General features: G+C 40.0%; 27 protein-coding genes. All 27 read left to right on the forward strand.

The features are described 5' to 3' along the window. Nucleotides 1-23: 23 nt before the first annotated feature. The 27 genes from rpiB (at nucleotide 24) to murA (ending at nucleotide 26,560) form a co-directional block, all read left to right on the forward strand. A complete protein-coding gene (gene rpiB / locus ACPLOV_RS09005) occupies nucleotides 24-470 on the forward strand; it encodes a ribose 5-phosphate isomerase B (protein ID WP_424909847.1) in 447 nt (148 codons plus the stop codon). 19 nt (nucleotides 471-489) lie between these two features. After that, a complete protein-coding gene (glyA, locus tag ACPLOV_RS09010; protein ID WP_424909848.1) occupies nucleotides 490-1,731 on the forward strand; it encodes a serine hydroxymethyltransferase in 1,242 nt (413 codons plus the stop codon). 26 nt (nucleotides 1,732-1,757) lie between these two features. Continuing rightward, nucleotides 1,758-2,390, forward strand: a complete 633-nt coding sequence (gene upp, locus ACPLOV_RS09015; RefSeq protein WP_424909853.1) for a uracil phosphoribosyltransferase — start codon at nucleotides 1,758-1,760, stop codon at nucleotides 2,388-2,390. 15 nt (nucleotides 2,391-2,405) lie between these two features. Beyond that, nucleotides 2,406-2,852 carry a deoxycytidylate deaminase gene (locus ACPLOV_RS09020; protein WP_068748779.1) on the forward strand — a complete coding sequence of 149 codons (447 nt, stop codon included), beginning with the start codon at nucleotides 2,406-2,408 and terminating at the stop codon, nucleotides 2,850-2,852. A 57-nt stretch (nucleotides 2,853-2,909) separates the two neighbouring features. Continuing rightward, complete coding sequence (locus tag ACPLOV_RS09025) at nucleotides 2,910-3,941, forward strand: glycosyltransferase family 4 protein (RefSeq protein WP_424909849.1); 1,032 nt, start codon at nucleotides 2,910-2,912, stop codon at nucleotides 3,939-3,941. 13 nt (nucleotides 3,942-3,954) lie between these two features. Next, nucleotides 3,955-5,109, forward strand: a complete 1,155-nt coding sequence (gene wecB, locus ACPLOV_RS09030; protein ID WP_424909850.1) for a non-hydrolyzing UDP-N-acetylglucosamine 2-epimerase — start codon at nucleotides 3,955-3,957, stop codon at nucleotides 5,107-5,109. A 189-nt stretch (nucleotides 5,110-5,298) separates the two neighbouring features. Next, nucleotides 5,299-6,018 (forward strand): RNA polymerase sigma-I factor, encoded by a 720-nt coding sequence (sigI, locus tag ACPLOV_RS09035; RefSeq protein WP_424909851.1) that lies wholly within the window; start codon nucleotides 5,299-5,301, stop codon nucleotides 6,016-6,018. Further along, nucleotides 6,015-7,127 carry an anti-sigma factor domain-containing protein gene (locus tag ACPLOV_RS09040; protein ID WP_424911054.1) on the forward strand — a complete coding sequence of 371 codons (1,113 nt, stop codon included), beginning with the start codon at nucleotides 6,015-6,017 and terminating at the stop codon, nucleotides 7,125-7,127. The genes sigI and ACPLOV_RS09040 overlap by 4 nt, the downstream gene beginning before the upstream one ends. Nucleotides 7,128-7,330: 203 nt before the next feature. Continuing rightward, complete coding sequence (locus tag ACPLOV_RS09045; RefSeq protein ID WP_424908821.1) at nucleotides 7,331-7,552, forward strand: AtpZ/AtpI family protein; 222 nt, start codon at nucleotides 7,331-7,333, stop codon at nucleotides 7,550-7,552. Between the two features lie 27 nt (nucleotides 7,553-7,579). Continuing rightward, nucleotides 7,580-7,903 (forward strand): hypothetical protein, encoded by a 324-nt coding sequence (locus tag ACPLOV_RS09050; protein WP_424911055.1) that lies wholly within the window; start codon nucleotides 7,580-7,582, stop codon nucleotides 7,901-7,903. Beyond that, the gene (locus ACPLOV_RS09055) at nucleotides 7,890-9,791 is read left to right on the forward strand and encodes a V-type ATP synthase subunit I (protein WP_424911056.1); all 1,902 of its coding nucleotides are present in this window, start codon (nucleotides 7,890-7,892) and stop codon (nucleotides 9,789-9,791) included. The genes ACPLOV_RS09050 and ACPLOV_RS09055 overlap by 14 nt, the downstream gene beginning before the upstream one ends. A 48-nt stretch (nucleotides 9,792-9,839) precedes the next feature. Then, the gene (locus tag ACPLOV_RS09060) at nucleotides 9,840-10,319 is read left to right on the forward strand and encodes a V-type ATP synthase subunit K (protein WP_068748750.1); all 480 of its coding nucleotides are present in this window, start codon (nucleotides 9,840-9,842) and stop codon (nucleotides 10,317-10,319) included. A gap of 12 nt (nucleotides 10,320-10,331) precedes the next feature. Beyond that, on the forward strand, nucleotides 10,332-10,931 hold the full coding sequence (locus tag ACPLOV_RS09065; RefSeq protein ID WP_424908824.1) for a V-type ATP synthase subunit E: 600 nt from the start codon (nucleotides 10,332-10,334) through the stop codon (nucleotides 10,929-10,931). A 4-nt stretch (nucleotides 10,932-10,935) separates the two neighbouring features. Then, nucleotides 10,936-11,937: a V-type ATP synthase subunit C gene (locus tag ACPLOV_RS09070; protein WP_424908825.1), complete on the forward strand. Its 1,002-nt coding sequence runs from the start codon at nucleotides 10,936-10,938 to the stop codon at nucleotides 11,935-11,937. Further along, complete coding sequence (locus tag ACPLOV_RS09075; protein ID WP_424908826.1) at nucleotides 11,930-12,259, forward strand: V-type ATP synthase subunit F; 330 nt, start codon at nucleotides 11,930-11,932, stop codon at nucleotides 12,257-12,259. The genes ACPLOV_RS09070 and ACPLOV_RS09075 overlap by 8 nt, the downstream gene beginning before the upstream one ends. Next, nucleotides 12,256-14,028 carry an ATP synthase subunit A gene (locus ACPLOV_RS09080; RefSeq protein ID WP_424908827.1) on the forward strand — a complete coding sequence of 591 codons (1,773 nt, stop codon included), beginning with the start codon at nucleotides 12,256-12,258 and terminating at the stop codon, nucleotides 14,026-14,028. The genes ACPLOV_RS09075 and ACPLOV_RS09080 overlap by 4 nt, the downstream gene beginning before the upstream one ends. Continuing rightward, complete coding sequence (locus tag ACPLOV_RS09085; protein WP_424908828.1) at nucleotides 14,021-15,403, forward strand: V-type ATP synthase subunit B; 1,383 nt, start codon at nucleotides 14,021-14,023, stop codon at nucleotides 15,401-15,403. The genes ACPLOV_RS09080 and ACPLOV_RS09085 overlap by 8 nt, the downstream gene beginning before the upstream one ends. After that, nucleotides 15,403-16,032, forward strand: coding sequence for a V-type ATP synthase subunit D (locus ACPLOV_RS09090; RefSeq protein WP_424908840.1), 630 nt, complete (start codon nucleotides 15,403-15,405; stop codon nucleotides 16,030-16,032). The genes ACPLOV_RS09085 and ACPLOV_RS09090 overlap by 1 nt, the downstream gene beginning before the upstream one ends. A 67-nt stretch (nucleotides 16,033-16,099) precedes the next feature. Then, a complete protein-coding gene (locus ACPLOV_RS09095; RefSeq protein ID WP_424911057.1) occupies nucleotides 16,100-17,548 on the forward strand; it encodes a sigma-54 interaction domain-containing protein in 1,449 nt (482 codons plus the stop codon). Nucleotides 17,549-17,765: 217 nt separating this feature from the next. Then, nucleotides 17,766-18,506, forward strand: a complete 741-nt coding sequence (gene fabG / locus ACPLOV_RS09100) for a 3-oxoacyl-ACP reductase FabG (protein WP_424908830.1) — start codon at nucleotides 17,766-17,768, stop codon at nucleotides 18,504-18,506. Nucleotides 18,507-18,521: 15 nt separating this feature from the next. Further along, entirely contained in the window at nucleotides 18,522-19,541 is a 1,020-nt protein-coding gene (locus ACPLOV_RS09105) for a 3-oxoacyl-ACP synthase (RefSeq protein ID WP_424908831.1), read from the forward strand. Nucleotides 19,542-19,568: 27 nt separating this feature from the next. After that, nucleotides 19,569-20,885: an acetyl-CoA hydrolase/transferase family protein gene (locus ACPLOV_RS09110; protein WP_424908832.1), complete on the forward strand. Its 1,317-nt coding sequence runs from the start codon at nucleotides 19,569-19,571 to the stop codon at nucleotides 20,883-20,885. 258 nt (nucleotides 20,886-21,143) lie between these two features. Continuing rightward, nucleotides 21,144-21,560 (forward strand): hypothetical protein, encoded by a 417-nt coding sequence (locus tag ACPLOV_RS09115; RefSeq protein ID WP_424908833.1) that lies wholly within the window; start codon nucleotides 21,144-21,146, stop codon nucleotides 21,558-21,560. A 21-nt stretch (nucleotides 21,561-21,581) separates the two neighbouring features. Further along, nucleotides 21,582-23,075: a sodium/proline symporter gene (locus tag ACPLOV_RS09120; protein ID WP_424908834.1), complete on the forward strand. Its 1,494-nt coding sequence runs from the start codon at nucleotides 21,582-21,584 to the stop codon at nucleotides 23,073-23,075. A 13-nt stretch (nucleotides 23,076-23,088) separates the two neighbouring features. Next, nucleotides 23,089-24,273, forward strand: coding sequence for a thiolase domain-containing protein (locus ACPLOV_RS09125; RefSeq protein WP_424908835.1), 1,185 nt, complete (start codon nucleotides 23,089-23,091; stop codon nucleotides 24,271-24,273). Nucleotides 24,274-24,524: 251 nt separating this feature from the next. After that, nucleotides 24,525-25,289 (forward strand): YwmB family TATA-box binding protein, encoded by a 765-nt coding sequence (locus tag ACPLOV_RS09130; RefSeq protein WP_424911058.1) that lies wholly within the window; start codon nucleotides 24,525-24,527, stop codon nucleotides 25,287-25,289. Further along, nucleotides 25,253-26,560, forward strand: coding sequence for a UDP-N-acetylglucosamine 1-carboxyvinyltransferase (gene murA, locus ACPLOV_RS09135; protein ID WP_424911059.1), 1,308 nt, complete (start codon nucleotides 25,253-25,255; stop codon nucleotides 26,558-26,560). The genes ACPLOV_RS09130 and murA overlap by 37 nt, the downstream gene beginning before the upstream one ends. Nucleotides 26,561-26,591 lie beyond the last annotated feature (31 nt).

Genomic DNA, 26,591 nt, shown 5'->3' on the forward strand with positions numbered 1-26,591 from the left:
AAAATAAGAATGGAGGTAGCACAATGAAAATTGCCGTTGCCAGCGACCATGGAGGGTATGAATTAAAGGAAAAAGTGGTGGAATTTTTAAAGGAAAAAGGGTATGACTTCCAGGATTTTGGGACATTCTCAAAGGAATCGGTGGATTACCCCGATATGGCTTTAATAGTGGCGGAAAAAGTAGCAAAGGGAGAATTCGAAAGGGGTATACTCATTTGTGGAACGGGAATAGGTATATCCATAGCAGCGAATAAGGTGAAAGGTATCCGGGCTGCCCTGTGCAATGATGTATACTCGGCCCGCATGTCCCGCCTGCACAATGATGCAAATATTCTGGCTATGGGAGGGCGGGTAATTGGACCGGGACTTGCCCTTTTGATTGTGGAAGAATGGTTAAAAACTCCCTTCGAGGGAGGAAGGCATAAAGTAAGAGTTGATAAAATTACAAAATACGAACAGGGACAAAATTAAAAAAAAAAGAGGTGATTTTATGGATATTTTAAGAGTGGTGGATCCCGAGATAGCTGAAGCTATAGACAAGGAACTTTTAAGGCAGCAATACAAACTGGAAATGATAGCCTCGGAAAATTTTACGAGTAAAGCAGTAATGGAGGCCCAGGGGACAATCCTTACAAACAAATATGCGGAGGGGTATCCGGGCAAAAGGTATTACGGAGGATGCGAGTATGTGGATATAGTTGAGGAATTAGCAAGGCAGAGGGCGGCAAAACTTTTCGGGGCCGAACACGTAAATGTACAGCCCCATTCCGGTTCTCAGGCAAATATGGCTGTATATTTTGCTTTTTTAACACCCGGAGACACGGTAATGGGAATGAACCTGGCTCATGGAGGACATCTAACCCATGGCAGTCCCGTCAATATCTCGGGAAAGTATTTTAATTTTGTACCTTACGGGGTTTCAAAAGAGACGGGGTATATAGATTACGATGAGGTGGAAAGGCTGGCCTTGGAGCATAAACCCAAGATGATAGTGGCGGGGGCAAGCGCTTATCCCAGGATTATAGATTTCGTCAGGATGTCCGAAATTGCAAAAAAAGTAGGAGCTTATTTAATGGTGGATATGGCTCACATAGCCGGGTTGGTTGCAGCGGGACTTCATCCAAGCCCCGTGCCCGTTTCCGATTTTGTAACAACTACTACCCACAAAACCCTTCGGGGTCCCAGGGGTGGTATGATTCTTTGCAAAAAAGAGTACGCTCAGGCTATTGATAAAGCAATATTCCCCGGGATTCAGGGCGGGCCGCTGATGCACGTTATTGCAGCAAAAGCGGTTTGTTTAAAAGAAGCCTTATCGGAAGAATTCAGGTTCTATCAGGAACAGGTGGTTAAAAATGCAAAAGCTCTGGCGAAATGCCTTTTGGACAAAGGTTATCAGCTGGTTTCCGGAGGTACGGATAACCATTTGATCCTGGTAGATTTGAGGAATAAAAACCTGACGGGGCTGGAAGCAGAAAAATATTTGGATGAGGTGGGAATTACTGTAAATAAGAATGCCATACCCTATGACCCGCAAAAGCCCAATGTCACCAGCGGTATAAGGATAGGAACTCCTGCACTTACTTCAAGAGGAATGAAAGAAAAAGAGATGGAAGAGATTGCAGAACTCATTGATATAGCCCTTACTGCTAAGGGAGATGAAATAAAGGTGGCGAAAGTAAGAAAAGCGGTAAAGGTACTTTGCGAAAGGTATCCTCTATATAAAAAAGATTAAATTTATTTTAGAAACGGAGGTATATTATAGTGAAAAAAGTATTTGTTTTTGACCATCCCCTTATCCAGCATAAATTGGCCCTGATAAGGGATGAAAACACGGGGGCAAAGGAGTTCAGGGAACTGGTGGAGGAGCTGGCTATGTTGATGGCTTATGAAGTTACCCGGGATTTGCCCTTGGAAGAAGTAGAAATAAAGACCCCCATTGGCCCCTGCAAGGCCAGGATGATATCCGGGAAAAAAATCGGTATTGTGCCTATTTTGAGAGCAGGACTTGGAATGGTAAACGGGCTTTTAAAACTGATTCCGGCAGCAAAAGTCGGGCATATAGGACTTTACAGGGATCCTGATACCTTGAAGCCGGTGGAGTATTATTGCAAGCTTCCTCAGGATGTTCATGAAAGGGATTTAATAATACTTGATCCGATGCTGGCGACAGGCGGGTCCGCTACTATGGCGGTGGACTATTTGAAAGAGAGAGGAGCCAGCAGCATAAAATTGATGTGTCTGATAGCTGCTCCCGAAGGGATTGAAGCTGTCCATTCAAAACACCCGGACGTAGATATTTATACCGCTGCTGTAGATGAGAGATTGAACGACCATGGCTACATAGTGCCGGGTTTGGGAGATGCGGGAGATAGGCTTTTTGGCACAAAGTAAAAAGAAGGTTTTAGCATGAGGCCATCCTGGGATAATTATTTTATGGAAATTGCGACGGTAGTATCCACAAGGTCCACCTGTTTGAGGAGAAGGGTTGGAGCGGTCCTGGTAAAGGACAAACACATAGTGGCTACCGGTTACAACGGCGCTCCCTCGGGATTAGCCCACTGTGAAGAGATAGGGTGTTTGAGGGAAAAATTAGGGGTACCGTCAGGGGAACGCCATGAGCTCTGCAGGGGATTACACGCGGAGCAAAATGCGATAATTCAGGCTGCTGCCCTGGGAAGCAGTATAAAAGGGGCGACTCTTTACGTGACCACAAGGCCCTGTATTTTATGTGCAAAAATGTTAATTAATGCAGGAGTTAAAAGAATAGTATTTAAAGGAGAATATCCGGACGAGTTTGCCGTAAACCTTCTAAAAGAGGCTGGAATCCTTCTTTTGCAGTATAATGAAAATTGACAAATCGGGGGGCCTGGACTAAAATAAAAGAGATAAAGACGAAAAGGAGCGATTTTCGTGCCTAAGTATTTGTACGCCTTTTTCATGGCAGCAGCCCTCTCGTATATTTTTACACCTTTTGCCATGAAACTGGCATGGAAATTGGGGGCTATAGATGTCCCAAAGGACACAAGAAGGGTTCATAAAAAGCCCATACCCAGATTGGGCGGTCTTGCTATTTTTGCGGGATTTACTCTTGCGGCATTTTTGACCTTACCGCTGAAAAATCCTTCGGTAATGGGAATACTTATTGGTTCATCGGTAATTGTAGCGGTAGGTATCTTAGACGATATTTACTGTCTTTCACCCAAGGTAAAATTGCTTTTACAAATAGTTGCTGCTTTAATACCCGTGGCTTTTGGCATAAGGGTAGAATGGGTGACAAATCCTTTCGGCGGTATGCTATATATAGGGAAGTACAGCATAATCATTACGCTTTTCTGGATAGTTGGTATTACCAATACCCTGAATTTTATTGATGGCCTGGATGGGCTGGCAGCCGGTATATCTGCAATTGCTTCTATCACCATGTTATTGGTCAATTTGAACTTAAAACAGGGAAATCCGGTAATTTTTACTGCTCTTCTGGCAGGAGCATGTATCGGCTTTTTGCCCTTCAATTTTAACCCGGCAAAAATTTTTATGGGCGATACCGGAGCAATGTTTCTGGGATTTGTCCTTTCATCGGTAGCCGTAGATGCAGCGGTAAAAAGCGCTACTGTGGTAGCGTTAATCGTCCCCATGCTCGCTTTGGGGCTTCCCATTTTCGATACGGCTTTTGCCATTGTGAGGAGATTTATGAACGGCAAACCCATTATGCAGGCGGACAGGGGACATATCCATCATCGCTTAATTGATAACGGGCTTTCCCAGAAGCAGGCGGTTATATTCCTTTATGCCATGAGTTTGGTCCTCGGCCTTTGTGCCGTGTTGATGGTAAAAATAGGAATGAAGGAAGCTTTACTTGCTTTAACAATAGGATTGTTTACCTTCTCCTATACCGGGAAGATGCTGTTGAATTCCCAGAGCAAAAAATCCGAGGGTATGTAAAGGGGAATGAAAATTGGATAAGATAAAGGTAATATCGGTTTTCGGAACAAGACCTGAAGCTATTAAAATGGCCCCTCTTGTGAAGGAACTGGAGAAATCCGAATTCTTTGAGAGCAGGGTTGCAGTAACAGCTCAACACCGGGAGATGCTCGACCAGGTGTTGAGCCTTTTTGATGTAAAGCCCGATTACGATCTGGATATAATGAAGCACAGGCAAAGCCTTTCGGAGATCACCTGCAATGCTCTGAAAGGCTTAGAGGAAATTTTTATAAAGGAAAAGCCCGATTTGGTCCTGGTTCACGGAGACACTACCACCACCTTTGCAGGGGCACTGGCAGCTTTTTACTCTCAAATCAAAGTGGCCCATGTGGAAGCGGGTTTGAGAACTCACAACAAATGGCTTCCCTTTCCGGAGGAGATGAATAGAAAACTTACCGGTGCAATAGCCGATCTTCATTTTGCTCCAACAAAAACCGCAAAAGAGAACCTTTTAAGGGAAGGGGTTAAAGAGGAAAGTATATTCGTGACGGGGAATACCGTTATAGATGCTTTAAAAACCACCGTGCGAGAGGATTACATTTTCAGGAATGATGTTTTAAACAAAATTGATTACAAACGAAAAAGGGTAATCCTGGTTACAGCCCACAGGCGCGAGAACTGGGGAGTACCCTTGGAGCAAATTTGCCTTGGACTTAAACACCTGTCGGCGGAAAAGGATGTATGCATCGTTTACCCGGTACATTTAAATCCTGCAGTCTGGGATACCGTTCACCGGGTGCTGCAGGGTCTGGAAAACGTCATTTTGCTTGAGCCCCTTGATACCGACGAACTTCACAACCTCATGGCTAAATCCTTCTTTGTGCTGACCGATTCGGGTGGTTTGCAAGAAGAAGCCCCCTCCTTGGGAAAGCCGGTGCTGGTTTTAAGGAATGAAACCGAAAGACCGGAGGCTGTAAAAGCCGGTACGGTTAAGGTTATAGGAACGAGCTGTGAAAATATTTTAAAACACGCCCGGATTTTACTTTATGATCAAAAAGAATACATGAAAATGGCCAGTGCGGTGAACCCTTACGGGGACGGCTTTGCATCCAAAAGGATTGTAGAAAGCATCCTTTACCATTTTGGTATTAGAAGCAAAAGACCCGAGGAATTTGAACCTGAGGGATAAAGTTACCCGTTACCATAAGATATTGAGAAGGAATATATTATATTTAAGGTATATTCCTTCTTTTTTTTAAAGCTTTCGTTATTAAAAAATTCTTCTTTTTTCTAGGAATATTTTACGAATTAATAATCTGGTATAATTAATTTATAAATTTTATTTTTATTGATTTAATTCGTCTTTTGGGAGGAAAAAATGGAATTTAACTCAATTAACGAAAGGGTTAAGAGCATAAAAAATGAAAAAGAGAGATTGAATGAATTTATTGAAGAATACAAACCTTTTATTGCATCCTGTGTAGAAAGCATTACGGGGAGAAAAGTAGAGTATGGGTGCGATGATGAATTGAGCATTGCCTTGATGGCATTTAATGAGGCTATAGTTAAGTACGATATTGATAAAGGAAATTTTCTTTCCTTTGCAAGAGGAGTTATAAAAAACAGGTTGATAGACTATTACCGGAAGGAACGAAGGGAAAAGTCAAAGATATTGTATTTGTCAAAGGATGAGGAGGAAGAGGACGAAGAAGCTTTTGATAAAATGAGCTCGGCTCGTTCCCTGGAGATATATGAGGAGAAAGAAATTTCTTATCTAAGAAGGCTGGAGATCGAAGCTTTCAAAAAAGAATTAGAGGATTTTGGTATTAATTTATTCGATGTAGCAAAGAGCTCGCCCAAGATAAAGGCTACGAAAAAAGAGTGCAGCAGGATAATCCACTTCATTCTTGAAAACAAGGATTTGCTGGAAGTAATTATAAAAAAGAAATATCTTCCTGTAGAAAAAATCGCTTCGGGGATGAAAATACATAGAAAAAAAATAGAGAGGTGTCGAAATTATATAATAGCAGGGGTTTTGATATTGAAAGGAGATTATAATTATCTGAGAGAATACATTGACTGGAGGTTTGAAGATTGAAAGGTATAATCCTCGAAATAAAAGGGAATAGTGCGGTAGTTTTATGTAAGGATGGGGATTTTAAGGTAATAAAATTAAAAAACGGGTGCATTTACAATGTGGGCGAAGAGGTGGAGGTTGAAAACATCGGTGTAAGCCGTTTTTTGAAAAATTACGCCCTATCTGCAGCGGTTTTTTTGGCAATTTGCCTTATTGCGGTTTCCTTATATTACGCCGTAATGACACCGGCCTTTTACGTTTCAATAGATATTAATCCCAGTTTGGAATTCGGAGTAAACAGATTGGGCAGGGTGGTGGATGTAAAATTTTACAATGATGACAGTGCCCGGCTTGTAGAAGACAAAAATATATTTAAAAACAAGCCTTTAGAGGATGCGGTCAGGATATTTATAGACAGGGCAAAGATGGGAAAATACTTGGATGGAGAAAACCCGGCAGTGATGTTTACCATTTCCCGGAGGGATAGAGGAAAAAATACTGAAAAGATTAAAGAAGCATTAAAAAATGCCGTAAAAGAGGCGGCAAACAAAGAGATCAGGGCGAGTGAAGGTAGTGTTAAAATGTTGGTGCAGTCTTCGCCCCTTACGATGGCACAGGATACCTCAAAGGATACGAAGGACGTGGAAATTATTATTGAAGAAGTTTCCATTAAAAAGCATGACGATGCAAGAAAAATGGGCATTTCACCGGGAAAACTTTATATTTACGAAAAGATTAAGGAAAAAAATCCCGGGATAACCTTAGAAGAAGTGAAAAATAAGCCTATAAAGAATCTCTTAAAGGAGATAAAGAATGAGAATAAAGAAATTCTGGGGGGAGAGAAGTCCCAGAAAAAGGGTGATGAAAAGGATATAGAGAAAGATAAGAATGAAAACGTGGATGAAAAAGAGAATACCGAAGGAAAGAATAACGGAGGGGCAAAAAAAGTTTTAGAAATGAACACTTCGGGGCAGGAAAAAGAAATCCCCATTGATAAGAAAGATGATATAAAAGAAAATTTGATTAGGAAAATTAATTTAAAGGAAAGATTTAATAATAAAATCGATGAAAATTTAATTGAAGAAAAAAATAAAAAAGGGTTTTTGAAAAATATTTTTGAAAAAAGATAAAGGGCAGTAAATTATAATGGAAATTAAATTATGATTGATATAGAAAATTTTTTTAATAAACTTAGTGCAACTTATCACTATCACAAAATATGTAATTTAACCGGGTAAATTGATAAATTAAACTGGAAAGTTAAAATAAAATAAAATTTTTTAAGATAAAATGCGGTTTGAATTTTTTTTTTAATTATTGTATAATTACGCATATGAAAGAACCAAAATCCCTGCAGAAAATATTTCAAATATTACAAATTGGGTTTAATTTTGCATTGCCGATAGGCGCTGGTGCATATTTTGGAGCTTTTTTGGATAGAAAATTAAAAACCGAGATATTATTTTTATTAATAGGCACGGTTCTCGGAATTATTTCCGGGATAGCCAGTGCTTATCGAATACTGTCAGAAGAATTCAGGAAAAAGCCCAAATAACCTATGATATAAAGGAGGTGTTGATTATTGAAGGAGTACCTGGATGATATAAAGGAGACCGAGCAGAAGGCAAAATACATTATAGAGGAAGCAGAGAAGGAAGCTAAAGCTCGAATAAATAAGGCGAATGAGGAAGCGGAAGAATTTTTACTGAAGGTTAGAAAGGAAGCTGAGGAGAAGGGAGCTTTACTTTTGGAGGAGGCTCGCGGGGAAGCTAAAAAAGAGGTTGAAAGGATTAAAAGGATGTATGATGAGAAAATTCGTGAAATTTTAAACAATACCAGACCCAGGATAGAAAAAGCCTCCGAATTAATTCTGGAAAAGGTAGTGAATTTCTATGGCAATAGTTAAAATGAAAAAAATGCACCTTTTTGGGCTTAAGAAGGAGAAGTATATCCTTTTGGATGTGCTTCAGAAACTTGGTTCTGCGGAGATCATTGATTTGAAGGAAGAAGAGGAACTCAGGGATTTTGGTAGGGAAATCAGCGAAATAGATGCAAAATTGAACAAATTAAAGTTTGCCATTGAACTTGTAAGACCCTTTGTAAAAGAGCAAAATATTCTTTTTACGGGTAAACCTAAAATATCCAAGCAAGACCTCTCACAGCTCATCAGCAAAGAAGATGAGTATTTTTCAGTTATAGACAAGTTAAGTGAATACGACAGGAAACTATCCCAATTAAAAGGAGAAGAAGCAAAGGTAAAAAACAGCATAGATTTTCTTTTGCCCTGGGAAAAGATGGATATACCGTTGCAGGAACTGGGTGAAACCCGAAGGGCAAAATTTGTAGCCGGGTCGATTCCTGCACGAGTATATAATGACTTTATATCAAAAATGAGAGAAGGGGAACTTCCTGCAGAAGCAATATTAATAAACGAAGGTAAGGATGAATCCTATATTTTAATTGCATATCACAAGGATGCAGAAGATAGGGTGGAAGGAATATTAAAGGATTTTTCTGTTAATATATACGATTTTGCTGAATTTAATGGGACACCTGCTGAAGCAGTAGCGAAATTAAAGGAAAAGCTATCGGAAATTGAAAAATCAAGGGGTAAAATACACGAGGAAATAAAAAACCTCAGCGAGTATTTAATGACTTTCAAGATTTTATACGATTATTATGCGAATGAAAAGGAAAAAAGGCTCAGCTATTACCGGGCTCAGGATACTGAAAGTAGTTTTTACATGCAGGCCTGGGTACCCGAACCTGAAGTAGAAAAAGTAGAGCATCAATTAAAGAATGCCAGCGATGCAATTTATGTGGATTTTGAAGATCCCGCTGAGGATGAAAACTTCCCGGTACTTCTTAAAAACCCGAGGATTGTCACACCCTTCGAGCTGGTTACAGAACTTTACAGCCTCCCCGATCCCAGGGGTATAGACCCAAATATTTTTATGGCACCTTTCTACTTTGTATTTTTTGGCATGATGGTGAGCGATGCAGGATATGGACTTGTGTTATCCCTGCTTTCCGGCTTTGCAATGATGAAACTGAAAATATCCGGCATGGCCAGGAAACTGGTAGAACTTTTATTCTTAGGAGGAATTTCTACATTTATCTGGGGAGCCATATTCGGCAGCTGGTTTGGCGATTTGATAAAATTGCCGCCTCTATGGCTTAACCCATTAGATAATCCTTTAGCGGTGATGTACCTTAGCTTTGCTTTAGGATTGATTCAGATTTACTTCGGAATAATTCTGAGCGCTTATAAAAATATAAGAAACGGTAAAATGGCAGATGCCTTGATGGACCAGGGTTTGTGGCTGGTTTTCTTAAGCGGGCTTGTTATGTTTGCTTTTCCGCAAACAGCCGGTTTTGCAAAGTACATTGCAATGGCCGGGGCTATTGGCCTGGTATTAACCCAGGGGAGAACGCAAAGAAGTGTAATAAAAAAGTTCACTTCCGGACTCTTGAGCCTGTACAATGTTACCGGTTATTTAAGTGATGTCCTGTCCTATTCAAGACTTCTGGCTTTAGGCCTCGCCACCGGAGTTATAGCAATGGTAATAAATACCATGGCAAGACTGGTGGGGGTAAATTTAATAGGGTATATTTTCATGTTTGTGATAATGGCGGGAGGACATCTATTTAACGTTGCGGTAAACGCACTGGGTGCTTATGTTCACAGCAGCCGTCTCCAGTATATTGAGTTTTTCAGCAAATTTTACGATGGCGGTGGAAAACCTTTCGACCCGTTAAGGGTTAAAACCAATTACGTGGATATAAATGAATGATATAAATGAATAAAAAATTACATTTTCATCTTAAGGAGGAGGTACATTATGGAAATCACAATTGGTCAAGTAATTGCACTATTGGGAGCTGCTATGGCGGTATTTTTGCCGGGTGTGGGTTCGGCAAAAGGAGTAGGAATGGTGGGTGAAGCTGCTGCAGGAGTGGTAACGGAAGACCCCAATAAATTCAGCCAGACTCTTATCTTACAGGCACTTCCCGGTACGCAGGGCATTTACGGACTTTTGACGGGGTTCGTAGCCATGCAGAAAATTGGATTACTTGGCGGAGGGCTGGTATCGCTTAATATCTATCAGGGCTTACTGGTTTTCGCAGCATGCCTTCCCATTGCAATAGTAGGGCTTCTTTCAGCCATTGCCCAGGCGAGAGCTGCAGCAGCCGGTGTAGGTATTATTGCGAAAAGGCCCGAAGAACTGGCAAAAGGTATTACCTACGCAGCTATGGTTGAAACCTATGCGGTTCTTTCACTCCTTGCCTCAATACTCATGCTCTTTGGCATTAAATTTTAAGGAGTGCTTAAAATGCAGGGAATAACGAGGATAAAGGAAAAGATAATGGAGGAGGCCGAAAAGGAAAAGGCCAGAATACTGAGCGAAGCAGAAAAAAAAGCTGAAGAGATTTTTGAAAAGGCAAAAAGAAAAGCCGAAGAAATAGAGCACACCCTGTTGGAGAAAGCTAAAAAGCAGGCAGAAGAGGAAAAAAGGAAAATAATTTCCATGGCGGAACTGGAAGAGAAAAAGAGGCTTTTGCAGGCAAAGCAGGAAATCATAGATCTGGTTTTTAAAGAGGCCGAGGATAAAATAAGGCAAATGGAGGAAGAAAGATATAAGAAACTTTTCTTTGAAATGTTGATAGAAAGTGCAGAAGGCGATGAAGAACTGATAATTGCAGAAAACGATAGATCAAGGATTACGGAAGACTTTCTTAAAAAAGTAAATGAAGAATTAGTAAAAAAAGGCAAGAAAGGAAATTTGAAAATAGTCTCATTTTCCAAGGATATTACCGGAGGCTTTATCCTCAGGTCAAAAAACGTAGAAATTAACGGCAGCTTTGACTATCTGGTTTCCATTAAGAGGGAAGAGCTGGAGACCGAAATAGCAAGAATCCTTTTTGAGGAGTGATAATATGCCGAAGGAGCAAGAATTTCTGTATGCCTCCGGCAGAATAAGGTATCTGGAAACTAAACTTTTAAATAAAAACCTCGTAGACAGGTTAATGGAAGCCGAGTCGGTAGAAGGGGTAATAAAAGCTCTTGGCGACACCGCTTACGCCGAGGATTTCGGAGAAATAGATAACATTTATGAATTTGAAGAGGTTCTGGAAAATAATTTATTAAAGACGTTAAAAACCATTTCCGATTCCATTAAAGATAACAGGATAATAAGGTATTTTACATTGAAGTACGATTACCACAACCTGAAAGTATGCGTTAAAGGAAAAATAATGGGGGACTTAAAAAAAGAGTATTTTTCAAAATTGGGTTTACCCGCAGAACACTATATAAAGTTTGCTTATGAAGAAAAATCCGATGAACTGCCGAAGAATATTCAGGATGCTTTTAATAAGGCGATGGCAATTTACGAAGAAACTCTCGATCCTCAGCAAATAGATATTTATCTGGACAAAGTTTTATTCGAGGAGTTAGAAAGCATTGTAAAGGATATTAAAGATCCCTTTTTAGAGGGATACCACAAAGCTTATGTGGATTTATTAAATATAAAAACCTTTGTAAGGGTTAAAAACATGAATATGGATTTACGGGTACTTTTAAAGGCATTATTGCCGGGAGGAAGCATACCCGTAGAATTCTTTGAGAAAAAATTTCAGGAACCTATTGAGGAACTGGCAGAATCACTATCTTCAAAGGACTATTACGGTGTAATTAAGGAAGGAATAGAAAACTGGATGGAAACAAAAAATCCATCCCATTATGAGAAACTTATGGATAATTATCTCATCAATTATTTGAAGAAAGGGCTTTATAAACCCTTCGGTATAGAACCGGTGATAGGGTATTTGGGAGCCAAGGAACATGAAATAAAGGTTTTAAGAATTATTCTGGTAGGGAAGATAAATGGGATTAAGGAAGATTTTATAGAGGAGAGGTTGAGAGAACTTTATGTATAAGATAGGAGTTATCGGGGATAAGGATACGGTACTTTCCTTCAAATCCATAGGAGTAGACACCTTCCCTGCCATAGACGAGAAGGAAGCTTATGAAAAATTGCTTAAACTTTCCAAGGAAAATTACGCGGTAATATTTGTCACGGAACAGCTGGCAGCAAAAATGGAAGATAAATTAAGCGTTTTTAGAGAGAAGTTACTGCCTATAATTACATTAATTCCGAGCAACAGAGGTACGCTGGGCATTGGGATTAACAGTGTTAAGAAATCTGTGGAAAAAGCTATTGGAGTAGATATCATATTTGAAAGAGAGGGAAGGGAATGAGCCAGGGTGTAGTAGTCAAGGTTTCCGGTCCGCTGGTAGTAGCCACCAATTTGCCCGAAGCAAAGATGTTCGACGTGGTAAGGGTAGGGCATCAGGGACTTATTGGGGAAGTTATCGAAATAAGAGGAGAAAGGGTATCCATTCAGGTTTACGAAGAAACTTCGGGAATTGGACCAGGCGACCCTGTGGTATCAACAGGGCAGCCTCTCAGCGTAGAATTGGGACCGGGAATGCTTGAAGGCATTTTTGATGGTATTCAAAGACCTCTTGATGTGATCGTAAATCGAGCTGGCAGCTTTATTACAAGAGGTATAGATGTTCCCGCATTGAACAGGGAAAAGAAGTGGTATTTTAAACCTGTAGCGAAAAAGGGAGATAGGGTTACCGGCGGAGATATCCTGGGTACAGTCCAGGAAACCGTCATCGTAGAGCACAGGATAATGGTTCCCCCTTATGTAGAGGGAGTGGTAGAGGAAATAAAGGAAGGGGAATTCACGGTTACCGAAGTTGTTGCTAAAATAAGAAAAGATGATGGTACCGTAGTTGATGTAACAATGATGCAAAAATGGCCCGTTCGAAAGACGAGGCCCTATAAACAAAAACTTCCCCCCGAAATCCCCATGGCAACGGGGCAAAGGGTTATAGATACTTTGTTTCCGGTAACAAAGGGAGGAACCGCCTGTATACCGGGGCCCTTCGGAAGCGGAAAGACCGTTGTCCAGCATCAGTTAGCAAAGTGGGCGGATGCGGAAATAGTAGTTTATATAGGGTGCGGTGAGCGCGGTAACGAGATGACGGACGTATTGATGGAGTTCCCCGAATTGAAGGACCCGAAAACGGGAGAACCCCTTATGAAACGAACTGTACTCATTGCCAATACCTCTAACATGCCGGTAGCAGCCCGCGAAGCTTCCATTTACACCGGTATTACCATTGCAGAATATTTCAGGGATATGGGATACAGCGTAGCACTTATGGCGGACTCTACATCTCGATGGGCAGAAGCTTTAAGGGAAATGTCGGGACGACTTGAAGAAATGCCCGGTGAAGAGGGTTATCCTGCATATCTGTCAAGGCGCTTGGCGGAGTTTTACGAAAGAGCGGGCAGGGTAATTTGTCTTGGTAAGGATGAAAGAGAAGGGGCGCTTACCGTAGTAGGTGCGGTTTCACCGCCCGGCGGAGACCTTTCCGAGCCGGTTACTCAGGCTACCCTCAGGGTAGTGAAGGTATTCTGGGCCCTTGATGCACAGCTGGCTTATGCGAGACATTTCCCAGCAATAAACTGGTTGACCAGCTACTCCCTGTATTCGGATACCGTAGAAAAGTATATGAACGGTAAGATAGACAGGAGCTGGGGAGAATTAAGGGCAACGGCCATCCGGTTATTGCAGGATGAAGCTAACCTTCAGGAAATCGTGAGGTTGGTAGGTATAGATGCGCTTTCCACCAAAGATAGGCTTATACTGGAAGTAGCCCGTTCCATAAGGGAAGATTTCCTGCATCAAAACGCTTTTCACGAAGTGGATACCTACACCTCCCTTCAAAAGCAATTCAGGATGCTGAAATTAATACTTTTATTCTACGAGGAAGCACAGAAGGCTCTGGATAAAGGAGCACCTTTTGTAAAACTGGAAAAACTTCCGGTCAGGGAAAGAATAGCCAGGGCAAAGTACGTAAAAGAAGAGGATATTGCAATTTTCGACGAAATTGAAGAGCAAATTAAGGAAGAAATCGCAGGGCTCCTCGAAGGGGGTGAAGTATATGCTTAAGGAATATAAAACGGCAAGGGAAATAGCGGGCCCTCTAATGCTTGTGGAAGGTGTGGAAGGAGTAAAATACAACGAGCTCGTGGAGATTGAGACCGGCCAGGGGGAAATAAGGAGGGGCCAGGTTCTGGAAGTAAACGGAGATAAAGCACTCGTTCAGCTTTTTGAAGGTTCTACCGGGCTTAATATAAATGACTGTAAAGTAAGATTCCTTGGGAAAAGCATAGAACTCGGCGTTTCCCTGGATATGCTGGGCAGGGTTTTTGATGGTTTCGGAAGACCGAAGGACAATGGCCCCAAGATAATACCGGAAAAGAAATTGGATATTAACGGCAACCCTATAAACCCTGCGGCAAGGGATTATCCTTCCGAATTTATTCAAACGGGTATTTCCGCCATTGACGGCTTGAATACTCTGGTAAGAGGACAAAAACTTCCTATTTTCTCGGGATCCGGTCTTCCCCATTCTCAGTTAGCAGCTCAAATAGCAAGACAGGCAAAGGTACTGGGGACGGAAAGTAAGTTTGCGGTAGTTTTTGCAGCCATGGGTATCACCTTTGAAGAAGCCGATTACTTCATAAGCGATTTTAAGAGAACCGGGGCAATCGATCGTTCGGTGCTTTTTATAAACCTTGCCAATGACCCGGCTATTGAAAGGATCGCTACTCCGAGAATGGCCCTTACCTGTGCCGAGTATTTAGCTTACGAAAAGGATATGCACGTTCTCGTTATATTAACGGATATGACCAACTACTGCGAAGCGTTGAGGGAAGTTTCAGCAGCAAGAAAGGAAGTGCCCGGAAGAAGGGGGTATCCTGGGTATCTTTATACCGACCTTTCCACCATTTACGAACGAGCGGGAAGGATAAGGGGCAAAAATGGGTCAATTACTCAAATCCCTATATTGACCATGCCGGAAGACGATAAAACCCATCCCATCCCCGACCTGACGGGTTACATCACCGAAGGCCAGATTATTTTGAGCAGGGAACTTTTCAGAAAGGGCATATATCCTCCAATCGACGTTCTGCCATCCCTTTCCCGTTTGAAGGATAAGGGAATAGGCCGCGGGAAGACGAGAGAGGATCATGCGGATACCATGAACCAGCTTTTTGCTTCCTATGCCCGGGGTAAACAGGCAAAGGAATTAGCGGTAATCCTTGGTGAAGCTGCACTGTCAGATACCGATAAACTTTACGCAAAATTTGCGGATGAATTCGAAAGAAGGTATGTGGCTCAAAGGGAGGATGAAGACAGGAGCATAGAAGAAACCCTTAACATTGGCTGGGAACTTCTCACGATATTACCCAAAGCTGAGCTTAAACGTATCAGGGACGAATATATCGAAAAATATCTACCTAAAAAAGGAGAAGAATAATTATGGAATTACGGGTAAACCCTACCCGAATGGAATTAACCAGGTTAAAAAGAAGGCTTGTGACCGCAAAAAGAGGTCACAAGCTCTTAAAGGATAAACAGGATGAGCTTATAAAAAAGTTCATCGACATGGTAAAACAAAATAAAGAGCTGAGGGAAGAAGTAGAGAGGGAGCTGGTGCAGGCCTTTAAGAATTTTACGATGGCCAGGAGTCAGATGCCCTCAAAGGTGCTGGAAGAAAGTCTTTTAATCCCTGCAGCTACGGTTGGTATAAATATAAAGAGCCAGAATATAATGAGCGTAAATATTCCCAGAATAGTCATAGAAAAAAGCGAAGTAAAGAGCTTATATCCCTATGGGTTTTCAAGCACCTCTGGCGAGCTGGATGGAGCCATTTCCACTTTGGCAGAGCTTCTTCCCAAAATGCTTAAACTTGCCGAAATGGAAAAGGCCTGCCAGCTTATGGCCGACGAAATCGAAAAGACCCGAAGAAGGGTAAATGCTTTAGAGTACGTGATGATTCCTCAGCTTCAGGAGACAATAAAATATATTACAATGAAATTGGATGAAAACGAGAGAGGTAACAGAACGCGGCTGATGAAAATAAAAGAGATGGTAATGAAAGGTTAAATTAAATTAAGCAGGTTAGATAGAATAAATCTGTCTAACCTGTTTTTTATAATCAGGAGTGAGTATAATGTCAGATATAAAAAATGAAAACTTTTTTGAGGATAAATACCTTATAGACATGCTGAACAAAATATTTGACCCTATTCCAATTCCAATGATATTAGTTGACAGGGAAACAAAAGTAAAGGTTATAAATAATAGCTTTTGTGAGTTTTTAGGCTATTCAAAAGAGGAGATGATAGGGAGAAGAGTTTATGATATAGATGAAAATACTAGATTTCCTTATGTATTTAAAACGAAAAAAGCAGAGATTGCATGGAAGCATCGTTTCAAAAACGGAAAAACTGCAATTGTACACAGGATTCCGGTTATGGATGATGATGGTAATGTTATTTATGGATTTGGAATGGTTCTTTTCAAAGATATAGCAGAATTTGAAGAAACTATCAAAAAAAATAAATTACTAGAATCGGAATTAGATCTTTATAAAACACGTTTAAAAGAACTAACAGGAGCCAGATATTCTTGGGAAAATATTATTGGAGAAAGTGAAAAAATGAAAAGAGCAAAATTTCTTGCAAGAAAAGCTGCAGCGACTGACTCCAATATTTTGCTCTTAGGAGAGAGTGGAACAGGGAAAGAACTGTTTGCTCACGCTATACATAACGACAGCAGGAGAAATAATTTTCCTTTTGTAAAAATTAACTGTGCAGCTATACCATCAGAGCTATTAGAATCGGAACTATTTGGGTATGAAGAAGGTGCTTTTACGGGTGCTAAAAAAGGTGGGAAAATTGGGAAATTTGAGCTGGCAAACAAAGGTACCATATTCCTTGATGAGATATCAGAAATGCCACTGGGAATGCAGGCAAAAATTCTCAGAGTACTTCAAGAAAAAGAGATAGATAGAGTTGGAGGTATAACACCAATCCCTGTCGATGTGCGTATTATAGCCGCTACAAACAAAGACTTGAAAAAGCTTGTGAAGGAGAATAAGTTTAGGGAAGATCTTTACTATAGAATTAATGTTATGACAATTGAAATACCACCGCTTAGAGAAAGACTTGAAGACATTGAAATATTAGCAAATTATCTTTTAAAAAAGCTGTCTAATCAGATGGGGAAATATATTTCTGGTATTTCGAAGGAAGCAGTGGAGCTGTTAAAAGGATATTCCTGGCCGGGAAATGTACGAGAACTAGAAAATGTGCTGGAAAGGGCCATAAATCTTACAGATTCGGATTATATCTCGCAAGAACATCTCCCTATTTACATCACAAGGCCCGAAGCTAAGAAACAAAGGTTCTTTACAGAAATAACTTTTGATTATAGTCTTAGAAAGGTTGTTGAACAAGCTGAAAAAGAGGCAATAAAGGATTGTCTGAGGTATACTAAAGGAAATAAGCGATTGGCTGCAAAAATTCTAAAAATAAGTCGTTCCAGACTATATGAAAAACTGAAAAAATACAATTTAGAAAATAATTTAAATAAAGAAGATAAAAATAATTTGTCCTGATATAAGGACATTTTATTGAATTATGCCAATTTAACAACACCTAACGAGTGTACTGATAACAGGACATGTTATTAAAATTAAACATTGCTTTTAATATAAAATTGGCCATGAAGACTTTATAAATCACGGCCAATTTTTTTATTTTTAAATGGCATATATTTTGCAAAACTAATTGTTAAAGAGCAAACATAAAATACCAAAAAAAGGAGGAAAATTTATGAGGTTAAAAGATAAAATATGCATCGTGACTGGAGGTGGAGATGGTATTGGTAGGGCTACGGCTATCAAATTTGCAGAGGAAGGTGCTGTTGTAGCCGTAGCTGATATAAATGAAAATGCTATTGAAGAAACGGTGAATATAATAAAACAAAAAGGAAACATGGCAGAAGGTTTTAAAGTAGATGTCACACAAAAAGACCAAATAAATAAAATGGTTTCAAAAATTATGGAAAATTACAAAAGAGTCGATGTGCTTGTAAACAATGCTGGCATTGTTAAGGATGCTCAGCTCTATAAAATGAGCGATGAGCAGTTCGAACAGGTAATAAATGTAAATCTAAAGGGGGTTTTTCTTTGCACAAGGGCTGTCATTGATATAATGATATCGCAAAACTCAGGGGTAATATTAAATACTTCTTCGATAGTAGGTCTTTATGGCAACTTTGGACAGACAAATTATGCTGCTTCTAAAGCAGCTTTAATTGGTATGACAAGGACCTGGGCAAAAGAATTGGGGCGCAAAGGGATAAGGTGTAATGCGGTGTGCCCTGGATTTATTGCTACACCAATATTAAAATCTATGCCGGAAAAGGTATTGCAGGCTATGGAAGAGAAAGTCCCGATGAGAAGGCTTGGAAAACCAGAAGAAGTAGCAAATGTTTTTGCTTTTCTTGCTTCTGATGAGGCAAGTTACGTGAATGGTGCTATTGTAGAGGTAAGCGGTGGTTTAATTATATAGGAGGGGGATGCTGCAATGAGAACACATGTAGGTATTGCGGGTATGGGAATGTATATTCCGGATAATTTCTGGAGTGCTGAAGAAATGGCAAAGGAATCGGGAATGCCATTAGAAGTTTTTATTGAAAAAGTAGGCGTAAAAAGGAAGCCAATGCCCGGTCCTGATGATACTACCAGTTATATGGGGATAATTGCTGCTAAAAGGGCCATAGAAGATGCAGGGATTGATCCTAAGGAAATTGATGTGGTTATTTGGGACGGAGCTCAGCACAAGGATTACCCTTGCTGGTTAGCTTTCGCAAAAGTATGTCATGAAATTGGAGCGGTAAATGCATGGGGATTTGATATGGAATCTATGTGTGGTTCTAGAATTGTAGGATTAGAACTTGGAAAGGCAATATTGCTCTCAAGAGATGATGTAAATACTGTTCTTTTGGTTAGTGGTTACCGCAATTGCGATCTCATTAATTTGAAATACAAAGAAGGGGCTTTTTTATACGACATCGGTGCTGGCGGGTCAGCTGTAGTGCTAAGAAAAAATTACGGGTATAATGAGGTGTTAGCAACAGCCCATGTGGTTGATGGTTCATTCTCCGAAGATTTTGTAGTCCCGGTAGGTGGAAGCAAAAAATGGCCTATGAAGCCCGAAGATGTTAACGAAATGTGGTTTCATATAACCGACCCAAAAGATTTCAAGCAGAGACTCGATAAGGTTACTTTAAAAAACTGGTATCATGTGATAGATTATGCTCTTGCAAAAAGTGGTTATACACGTGCGGATATAGGATATCTGGCAATGGTTAAAATCAAGCGGAGCGCTCACAATGCTATACTAAAAGAATTAAATTTGAGGGAAGATCAATCATTATTCCTTGAAGACTATGGGCATTTGGGGCAAAATGATGTTACCATATCTATGATTGAAGGGCTAAAGCATGGCAGAATAAAGGATGGCGATTTAATTGTAATGGTTTCTGCTGGCGCCGGCTGGACATGGAATGCCGGTGTGGTAAAATGGGGCAAAGTTACAGAATGAAGATGCTGTGAGGAGGAGGAAACAATAATGAAATGGAAAGATGTTTATGATTCAAAAGTGCGAACTGTTGAAGAAGTTTTAAAAGAAATCAAAAGCAAAAGTGTCATCACTACGGCTGTTGTCCCAATGACACCAAAGGTTTTCCTTGAAAATTTGCACAGGGTTGATAAGGGTGTTAAAAATGTAGAAGTTTACACCATTTTAAATACTACGTACTTTGAATTTCAGGATAAGGAAGAATATGAAGGCAGGTTTATTAATAACAGTTGGTTTTACGGCCCTGCTGATAGAGCGGTAGCTGAAAAAGGCTTAAAAACCATAACATATGTTCCCAATAATGCCCATCATGCAATAGTAGATTTAGTCCAGTCAGGTAAGAAGATAAATTATTTTGTAGGGACGGCTTCTCCTATGGATGAACACGGCTATCTTTCGCTTTCGTGCTCTGCCTTCATTGAAAAAGATTTAATAGATGCTGCAGAAAAAGTGATACTCGAAGTGAATCCTAACGCGCCAAGAACTTTTGGTGAAACGGAAATCCATATAAGTAAAGTTGATTACATAATTGAAGTTGACTATCCTCTACCAGAAGAAGTCTTAGTCATGCCTACTGAGGTCGAAGAGAGAATTGGGCACTATATTGCGGAATTGATTGAGGATGGATCGACCATACAAATGGGTATTGGTGGAGTTCCCTACGCTGTATCAAAATTTATAGAGAACAAGAAAGATCTTGGAGTTCACACTGAAATGTTAACTGAAGGGATGCTGGAATTATATGAAAAAGGCGTAATTACAAACGAAAAAAAGACTTTGTGGCCAGGTAAATTCATATGTGCGTTTGTTTTTGGTACGAAAAGGTTATACGATTTTGTTAACAATAACCCGTCTGTAATGGTAATGCGTGGAAGTTATACCAACAACCCTGACGTAATAGCGCAAAATAATAAAATGGTGAGTATAAATTCGGCTCTGATGGTTGATTTGACCGGGCAGGTTGTTTCAGAAGCAATTGGCACCAGACACTACAGTGGAACGGGTGGTCAATTGGATACTCACCGCGGGGCTGTCAAATGTGCCCGCCAGGGCCGCGGAGGAAAAGGCATTCTGGCGATTCGCTCAACTGCTAAAAATGATACGGTGTCAAAGATAGTCCCTGTTTTACCTTTGGGGTCTCCAGTAACGGTGCCAAGACAAGAGGTAGATTATGTGGTTACCGAATATGGTGTAGCACAACTGAGGGGTAGAACTGTTAGAGAAAGGGTTAAGGCGATGATAGGAATTGCCCATCCGGATCATCGCGATTATTTGAAAAAAGAGGCGGAAAAATTGGGATTAATTTAACTTGATAAATGAAAAATATTTGAAATGGGGAAATCTAAGTGCCAAATACTGACTTTTAAAAAAAAGTTCAACTGTATATTTGTTATAAATAGGTATTGGGACTTTTTGAAAACTAAAGCAAGTAGTAAAGAATAAAGAAAAACATCGAAAGAATATGAATACAGGAGGTGAAAGATAAGAAAAACAAAATATATTTTAAAATATGATTTATTATAATTTCAGAATTTTTAAAATCAATAATAAAGGGGGTTATTTTAAATGAAATTATCAGACCAAGCTATAGCCATATTGTCGATTGCTTCATTGCTTATTATTGTAGCTTTATTTACGAATTCTGCCTATTTATTCTTAATTTCTTTCCCCTTTTTCGTGTTTAGCTGGGTTTTTTTAGGTGTTATAAGAAATCAAAAAAATGTGGGAGCGGGATATAAATTAGCTATCATAATTACGCTTTTTATATGGCTAATGGGGTTTTATGCCATGAATAGTATCGACACAAAAGTTGTACCAAAAACCTTTATATTAGGATTCCCTCTTGCAACGGCAATAATGGTCTATTTTGTATGGGGATTGCCTGTTTTTACCTTTACAATTCCTTATGGACTTTACTTTGAAAGGGATTGTATAAGCGAAAACGATTTAAAAGAACTATTAAATAAAATAAAAGAAATGTAATATTGGAAAGGAGGACTAAAAATGAATTTAGTAATTGCAACAATATGTGTTTTATATATGATTATTGTAATAGCCATAGGTTTTTGGACTATGAACAAAGTTAAAACACCGGAAGATTTTTTTATTGCAGGTAGGTCCTTAGGTCTTTTCGTAATGGGAATAACTATGTTTGCAACAGCTTTAAGCGGCTTTCTGTTTGTAGGGGGGCCAGGACTTACGTATAGATTAGGTATGGGTGCTCTTTGGTTTACATTTCCCAGTACGACATCTTTTGCAATGGCATGGTATATAGTAGGCAAGAAAATGAGATTGCTTACAGAAGCTACAGGATCTTTAACTATTGCAGATGCGGTTTATCACAGGTACGATAGTAAGTTAGCCAGCGGCCTGACTGCTCTTGCTACTTTTGTGGGGACCGTTGCCTTCCTCGCATCGCAGGTACTTGCCATGGGTATAATAATTTCCAACATATTTAATGTTTCAAAAATGATGGGAGTTGTAATTGGCCTTGCCATAATTACAATATATTCAACTATGGGCGGAATTCTCGCAGCTACATATACCAGCGTATTTCAGGGAGCAATAATGGCGATAGGCTCGTTAATGGTTTTCTTTATTGCTATTTTTGTTGGGGGTGGTTTAACTAATATAACGAAAACTATTGCTACTACTCCTATGCCCGACATGGGAAACAAGATATTACCACAATTTGTAGGTCCATGGGGCCTGGCAAATCCTGTTTTGGCTATGAGCTGGTTCTTTATATTAGGAATAGGAATCGTAGGCCAACCTCATATTATTTCCCGGTTTTATATGATTAAAGATGTAAAAAAACTCAAATGGGGGCCGCTGGTATCTGTCATACCTGCCGTATGTGGAGGAATATTTATGTTTGCGGTAGGTCTGACTGTTAGGTATCTGGTAAACACAGGGAAACTTGCACCCTTAGCTAATCCCGACGATGCTGTTATGGCATTTTTAATGAATTTTTCGCACCCAATTTTTGCCGGAATAATAAGTGCAGGCGTTATGGCAGCGATAATGTCCACTTGCGATGCTTTTATTAATATTTCTTCAGCAGCATTAACTCGCGATATACCCTTCGCTTTAGGCAAAAAGTTAAATGAAAAGCAGCAGCTAAATGCCGGACGCTTTGGTGTTATACTGACCGCATTGCTTAGCCTTTTGGCTGTAATTGGTTTAGGCGATAGAGGAGTGGCTTTAATGGGAGCTTTTGGATGGGGTACTTATGCTGCTACCATTGCACCTACCTTGGCTTTGGGGCTAAATTGGAGACGCGGAACAAAGGAAGGAGCGATAGCGGCTATATTGGTTGGGCTTATTGTTAGTCTGGGCTTGGAGCTTTTATCGAAACTTAATATATACAAGTTGCCTCACGGTATATATATTTCAGCTCTTTGCCTGCCCATTACCGTATTAGTTTATGTAGTAGTTTCTTATTTGACTCCAGCGCCTAAACTAAACGAAAAAATTGAGCAAATATTAAATGCATAAGAGGGGAGAAAAAATGGGAGTAATGATAATTGGCACCGCTCATACAAAATTTGGGAGACTCAACGAAAGCTTGTACGATCTTATCATAACTGCTGGTAGAGAAGCCCTTGAGGATGCAGGAATAGAAGCAAAACACATAGGTGGAATTTTTGTAGGCAACTATAGTGGGGGAGGTTTTAATAACCAGGAGCATTTGGCGCCGTGGGCGATAGAAATAAACTCGGAATTGCGATTTAAACCATGTACAAGGATAGAGAATGCATGTGCCTCGGGTTCAGCTGCTTTAGAAGCAGCTAAAAACGCCATAGAAGCTGGTGAAATTGATTTTGCACTTGTAGTTGGAGTAGAGAAAATGACGACCCTTGACACAAAAGGGGCAACTAAGGTCCTGGCAATGGCATCTTATTGGCCGGAAGAAGGAGCAAAAGGTATGACGTTCCCCGGTCTTTTTGCTCAATTTGCACGAGGATATAAAGAAAAGTATAAAATAACAGATGAAAAATTTAGGGAAAGTCTGGCTAAGGTATCAGCCAAAAATCATACCAATGGTAAATATAATCCGCTGGCTCAGATGGGGAAGGAGTTGAGCTATTGTGATATTTTAAATTTACCGGATGAAAAAAACCCGATTATAGCCGAACCATTAAGGCTTTACGATTGTTCCCTTGTTTCCGATGGAGCTGCGGCTGTAGTGCTATCCAGAGAAGAATTCGCTAAGGATCTAAAAGATGAATTGGTGGAAATTTCAGCTTTGAGTCACACTACTGATTATCTTCCCTTGTCAAAAAGGTATAATTGGGAGTTCACAGCCGGGAAAAAAGCAGTAATGCAGGCTTACGAAAAGGCTCGGATTACAGTTGAAGATGTTGATTTCGCAGAAGTTCACGACTGTTTTACAATAGCAGAAATTTTAGCATATGAGGCTCTTGGCTTTGCAAAGGATGGAGAAGGATATAAGCTTTTGGATGAAGGTTTAGTTTATCCCGACGGTAAATGGCCGGTAAACGTCTCGGGTGGGCTAAAAGCAAAAGGCCACCCGGTTGGAGCCACAGGTGTATCAATGGCCGTTTTGGCGGCCAGGCAGCTTTTGGGTAAGGCAATTGGTATACAATTGAAAGATTGTGAAATAGGTGTAACTTTTAACATAGGTGGGAGTGCGGTTTCAAACTATGTTTTGGTTTTAAAACGAGTAAAGTAGTATTTTTATACCGCTGCCGTAATTAAACTACGGCAGCGGTTTTTTCGTGTATTTTGTCATAAAGTGTATATAAAATTTTAAAAAGCTGACAAAAATACCTACGGTTTTTCAAAGGAAAATACAAATTAAAATCAAATAATTATGAAAATAACCTTTAAATCAAAAATTTTGTTGTTGCTATAAATTTTTGTATAAATTTTGCATAGGATTATATAAATCGGCAAATAATTTTAGTACGGGAGGTAAACAATATGAAAACCTTAAAAATTTTCACCGCACTTATAATAATTACAGGAATCACCTTTTTATCGGCATATTATATTTACGCCGACTCAAATTCTAAAAAAAGCGGTTACGAAGCGGTATACGAATTTTTAAAATCAAAAAATGCGGAAAATATTACCTATGACCTCACCGATTGGTCCATAATTTCGAAAGACTATAAGGACATCCACATGCTCAAATCCCTTTTTCAAGAAGTTGAAAAGGACCTTTTTACAAAAATGACCGACCTGAAAGAAGAAGAACAGGATAAAACAAGTTATTTAATAGCAGAAGGGTATAAAAATGATAGTACATATGTAAAAGTGGTCCTTCAAAGCTTCCAAATTCCTCCGGGCTTTGAAGAAAAGGGTCAGACTTTTATCGCTGTAAATGTCATGGGTAATAATTTCAATGACTTTGAGGCAAATAAAAACCTCCTTAAAAAAATAATCGAAAAATATGGCGGAAAATCAAGAATTACCACTTGTTTTTATGGACAAATTTATAGTAAATTAGATAATAAAGGACAAAATAGTGTTATTGAAGAGCTCAAGAAAAAACTTAAACTTGATTACTGCGATATCTCAAAGGAGGATCAAGTTTATACCCTTCGCGGGTACAGCGGGTTATTTGAAGAAAACATCCTTATTATGGATAAAATTTACAATATGGAAGTGGAAATAACCGGGGATAAAGAAAAAAATGCCGCTCTTATATGGATAGGTATACCGGTCTTAACAGCAGAATTTTAATTTTTTCGGGGGGAAATAAATTGTCCAAGTTTATTATAGAAGGTGGTAGAAAATTATCCGGAAAAATAAAGGTCAGCAGTGCAAAAAATGCCGTCCTTCCGGTTCTTGCAGCTACTTTGCTTACAAGCGGTGAGTGTGTTATCGAGGATGTTCCCGAACTTGAGGATGTAAACGTAATGCGGGAGGTAATCGCTTCCTTAGGAGCTAAATGTGATCAAAGGGAAAGAAAATTCATTATTAATTCCGCTAATATAAATTCCTTTGAAGCCCCCTATGAACTGGTGCGAAAGATGAGGGCTTCTTTCTTAGTGATGGGGCCATTGCTTGCAAGGTTTGGAAAGGCAAAAATCTCCATGCCCGGTGGGTGTGCCATAGGAAGCAGGCCTATTGACCTGCATTTAAAGGGCTTCAGCGCACTGGGCGCAAAAATAAACCTGGGGCACGGGTATGTAGAGGCTTCAGCAGATAAACTGGTAGGTGCAACAATATACTTGGATTTTCCCAGCGTAGGAGCTACCGAAAACATAATGATGGCAGCGGTCCTTGCTCAGGGCCAGACGGTCATAGAGAATGCTGCCAAAGAACCTGAAATAGTTGATCTGGCGAATTTTTTAAATTCCATGGGAGCAAAGATAAGGGGAGCTGGTACGGATATAATAAAAATAGAAGGAGTTAGAGAACTTTCGGGAATATCCTATACGGTAATTCCCGACAGAATAGAGGCGGGAACGTATCTTGTAGCAGGTGCAATTACCGGCAGCGAGATTCTGGTAGAAAATGTCCTTTCAGAACATTTAAAGCCCGTAATAGCAAAGTTAATCGAGTGTGGATGCAAAATCTTTGAAGAAGAGGATAAAATCTTAATAATTGGCAATTCAAATCCTAATCCGGTGGACATAAAAACAATGCCCTATCCGGGCTTTCCGACAGATATGCAGGCTCAGATGATGGCCTATTTGTCTTTATGCAAAGGGACCAGTATGGTCATAGAGACGGTATTTGAAAATAGATTCATGCACGTGGAAGAGTTAAAGAGGATGGGTGCAAGGATAAAGATAGAAGGTAGAAGTGCTGTCATAGAAGGGGTGGAAAAGTTAACGGGGGCACCGGTTAAAGCAACGGATTTAAGGGCAGGTGCGGCGTTGATACTGGCGGGTCTTGCAGCGCAGGGGGTTACGGAAGTTTTGAACTCCTACCATGTGGACAGGGGTTATGAAAATATCGTGGAAAAGCTGTCATCCCTTGGAGCGAAGATTGAAAGGGCCGAGTAAAGGCTCTTTTTAATTTTTTCTCATAAAGGCC

Origin of the sequence: Thermovenabulum sp. (assembly GCF_049723235.1) — a bacterium.
GTDB lineage: Bacteria > Bacillota > Thermosediminibacteria > Thermosediminibacterales > Thermosediminibacteraceae > Thermovenabulum.

What these genes read in the sequence shown, in the direction of transcription:
- rpiB (WP_424909847.1), top strand. Translation starts at nt 24, where the DNA reads ATGAAAATTGCCGTTGCCAGCGACCATGGAGGGTATGAATTAAAGGAA.
- glyA (WP_424909848.1), top strand. Translation starts at nt 490, where the DNA reads ATGGATATTTTAAGAGTGGTGGATCCCGAGATAGCTGAAGCTATAGAC.
- ACPLOV_RS09020 (WP_068748779.1), top strand. Translation starts at nt 2,406, where the DNA reads ATGAGGCCATCCTGGGATAATTATTTTATGGAAATTGCGACGGTAGTA.
- sigI (WP_424909851.1), top strand. Translation starts at nt 5,299, where the DNA reads ATGGAATTTAACTCAATTAACGAAAGGGTTAAGAGCATAAAAAATGAA.
- ACPLOV_RS09045 (WP_424908821.1), top strand. Translation starts at nt 7,331, where the DNA reads ATGAAAGAACCAAAATCCCTGCAGAAAATATTTCAAATATTACAAATT.
- ACPLOV_RS09055 (WP_424911056.1), top strand. Translation starts at nt 7,890, where the DNA reads ATGGCAATAGTTAAAATGAAAAAAATGCACCTTTTTGGGCTTAAGAAG.
- ACPLOV_RS09060 (WP_068748750.1), top strand. Translation starts at nt 9,840, where the DNA reads ATGGAAATCACAATTGGTCAAGTAATTGCACTATTGGGAGCTGCTATG.
- ACPLOV_RS09065 (WP_424908824.1), top strand. Translation starts at nt 10,332, where the DNA reads ATGCAGGGAATAACGAGGATAAAGGAAAAGATAATGGAGGAGGCCGAA.
- ACPLOV_RS09070 (WP_424908825.1), top strand. Translation starts at nt 10,936, where the DNA reads ATGCCGAAGGAGCAAGAATTTCTGTATGCCTCCGGCAGAATAAGGTAT.
- ACPLOV_RS09075 (WP_424908826.1), top strand. Translation starts at nt 11,930, where the DNA reads ATGTATAAGATAGGAGTTATCGGGGATAAGGATACGGTACTTTCCTTC.
- ACPLOV_RS09080 (WP_424908827.1), top strand. Translation starts at nt 12,256, where the DNA reads ATGAGCCAGGGTGTAGTAGTCAAGGTTTCCGGTCCGCTGGTAGTAGCC.
- ACPLOV_RS09085 (WP_424908828.1), top strand. Translation starts at nt 14,021, where the DNA reads ATGCTTAAGGAATATAAAACGGCAAGGGAAATAGCGGGCCCTCTAATG.
- ACPLOV_RS09095 (WP_424911057.1), top strand. Translation starts at nt 16,100, where the DNA reads ATGTCAGATATAAAAAATGAAAACTTTTTTGAGGATAAATACCTTATA.
- fabG (WP_424908830.1), top strand. Translation starts at nt 17,766, where the DNA reads ATGAGGTTAAAAGATAAAATATGCATCGTGACTGGAGGTGGAGATGGT.
- ACPLOV_RS09105 (WP_424908831.1), top strand. Translation starts at nt 18,522, where the DNA reads ATGAGAACACATGTAGGTATTGCGGGTATGGGAATGTATATTCCGGAT.
- ACPLOV_RS09110 (WP_424908832.1), top strand. Translation starts at nt 19,569, where the DNA reads ATGAAATGGAAAGATGTTTATGATTCAAAAGTGCGAACTGTTGAAGAA.
- ACPLOV_RS09115 (WP_424908833.1), top strand. Translation starts at nt 21,144, where the DNA reads ATGAAATTATCAGACCAAGCTATAGCCATATTGTCGATTGCTTCATTG.
- ACPLOV_RS09120 (WP_424908834.1), top strand. Translation starts at nt 21,582, where the DNA reads ATGAATTTAGTAATTGCAACAATATGTGTTTTATATATGATTATTGTA.
- ACPLOV_RS09125 (WP_424908835.1), top strand. Translation starts at nt 23,089, where the DNA reads ATGGGAGTAATGATAATTGGCACCGCTCATACAAAATTTGGGAGACTC.
- ACPLOV_RS09130 (WP_424911058.1), top strand. Translation starts at nt 24,525, where the DNA reads ATGAAAACCTTAAAAATTTTCACCGCACTTATAATAATTACAGGAATC.
- murA (WP_424911059.1), top strand. Translation starts at nt 25,253, where the DNA reads ATGGATAGGTATACCGGTCTTAACAGCAGAATTTTAATTTTTTCGGGG.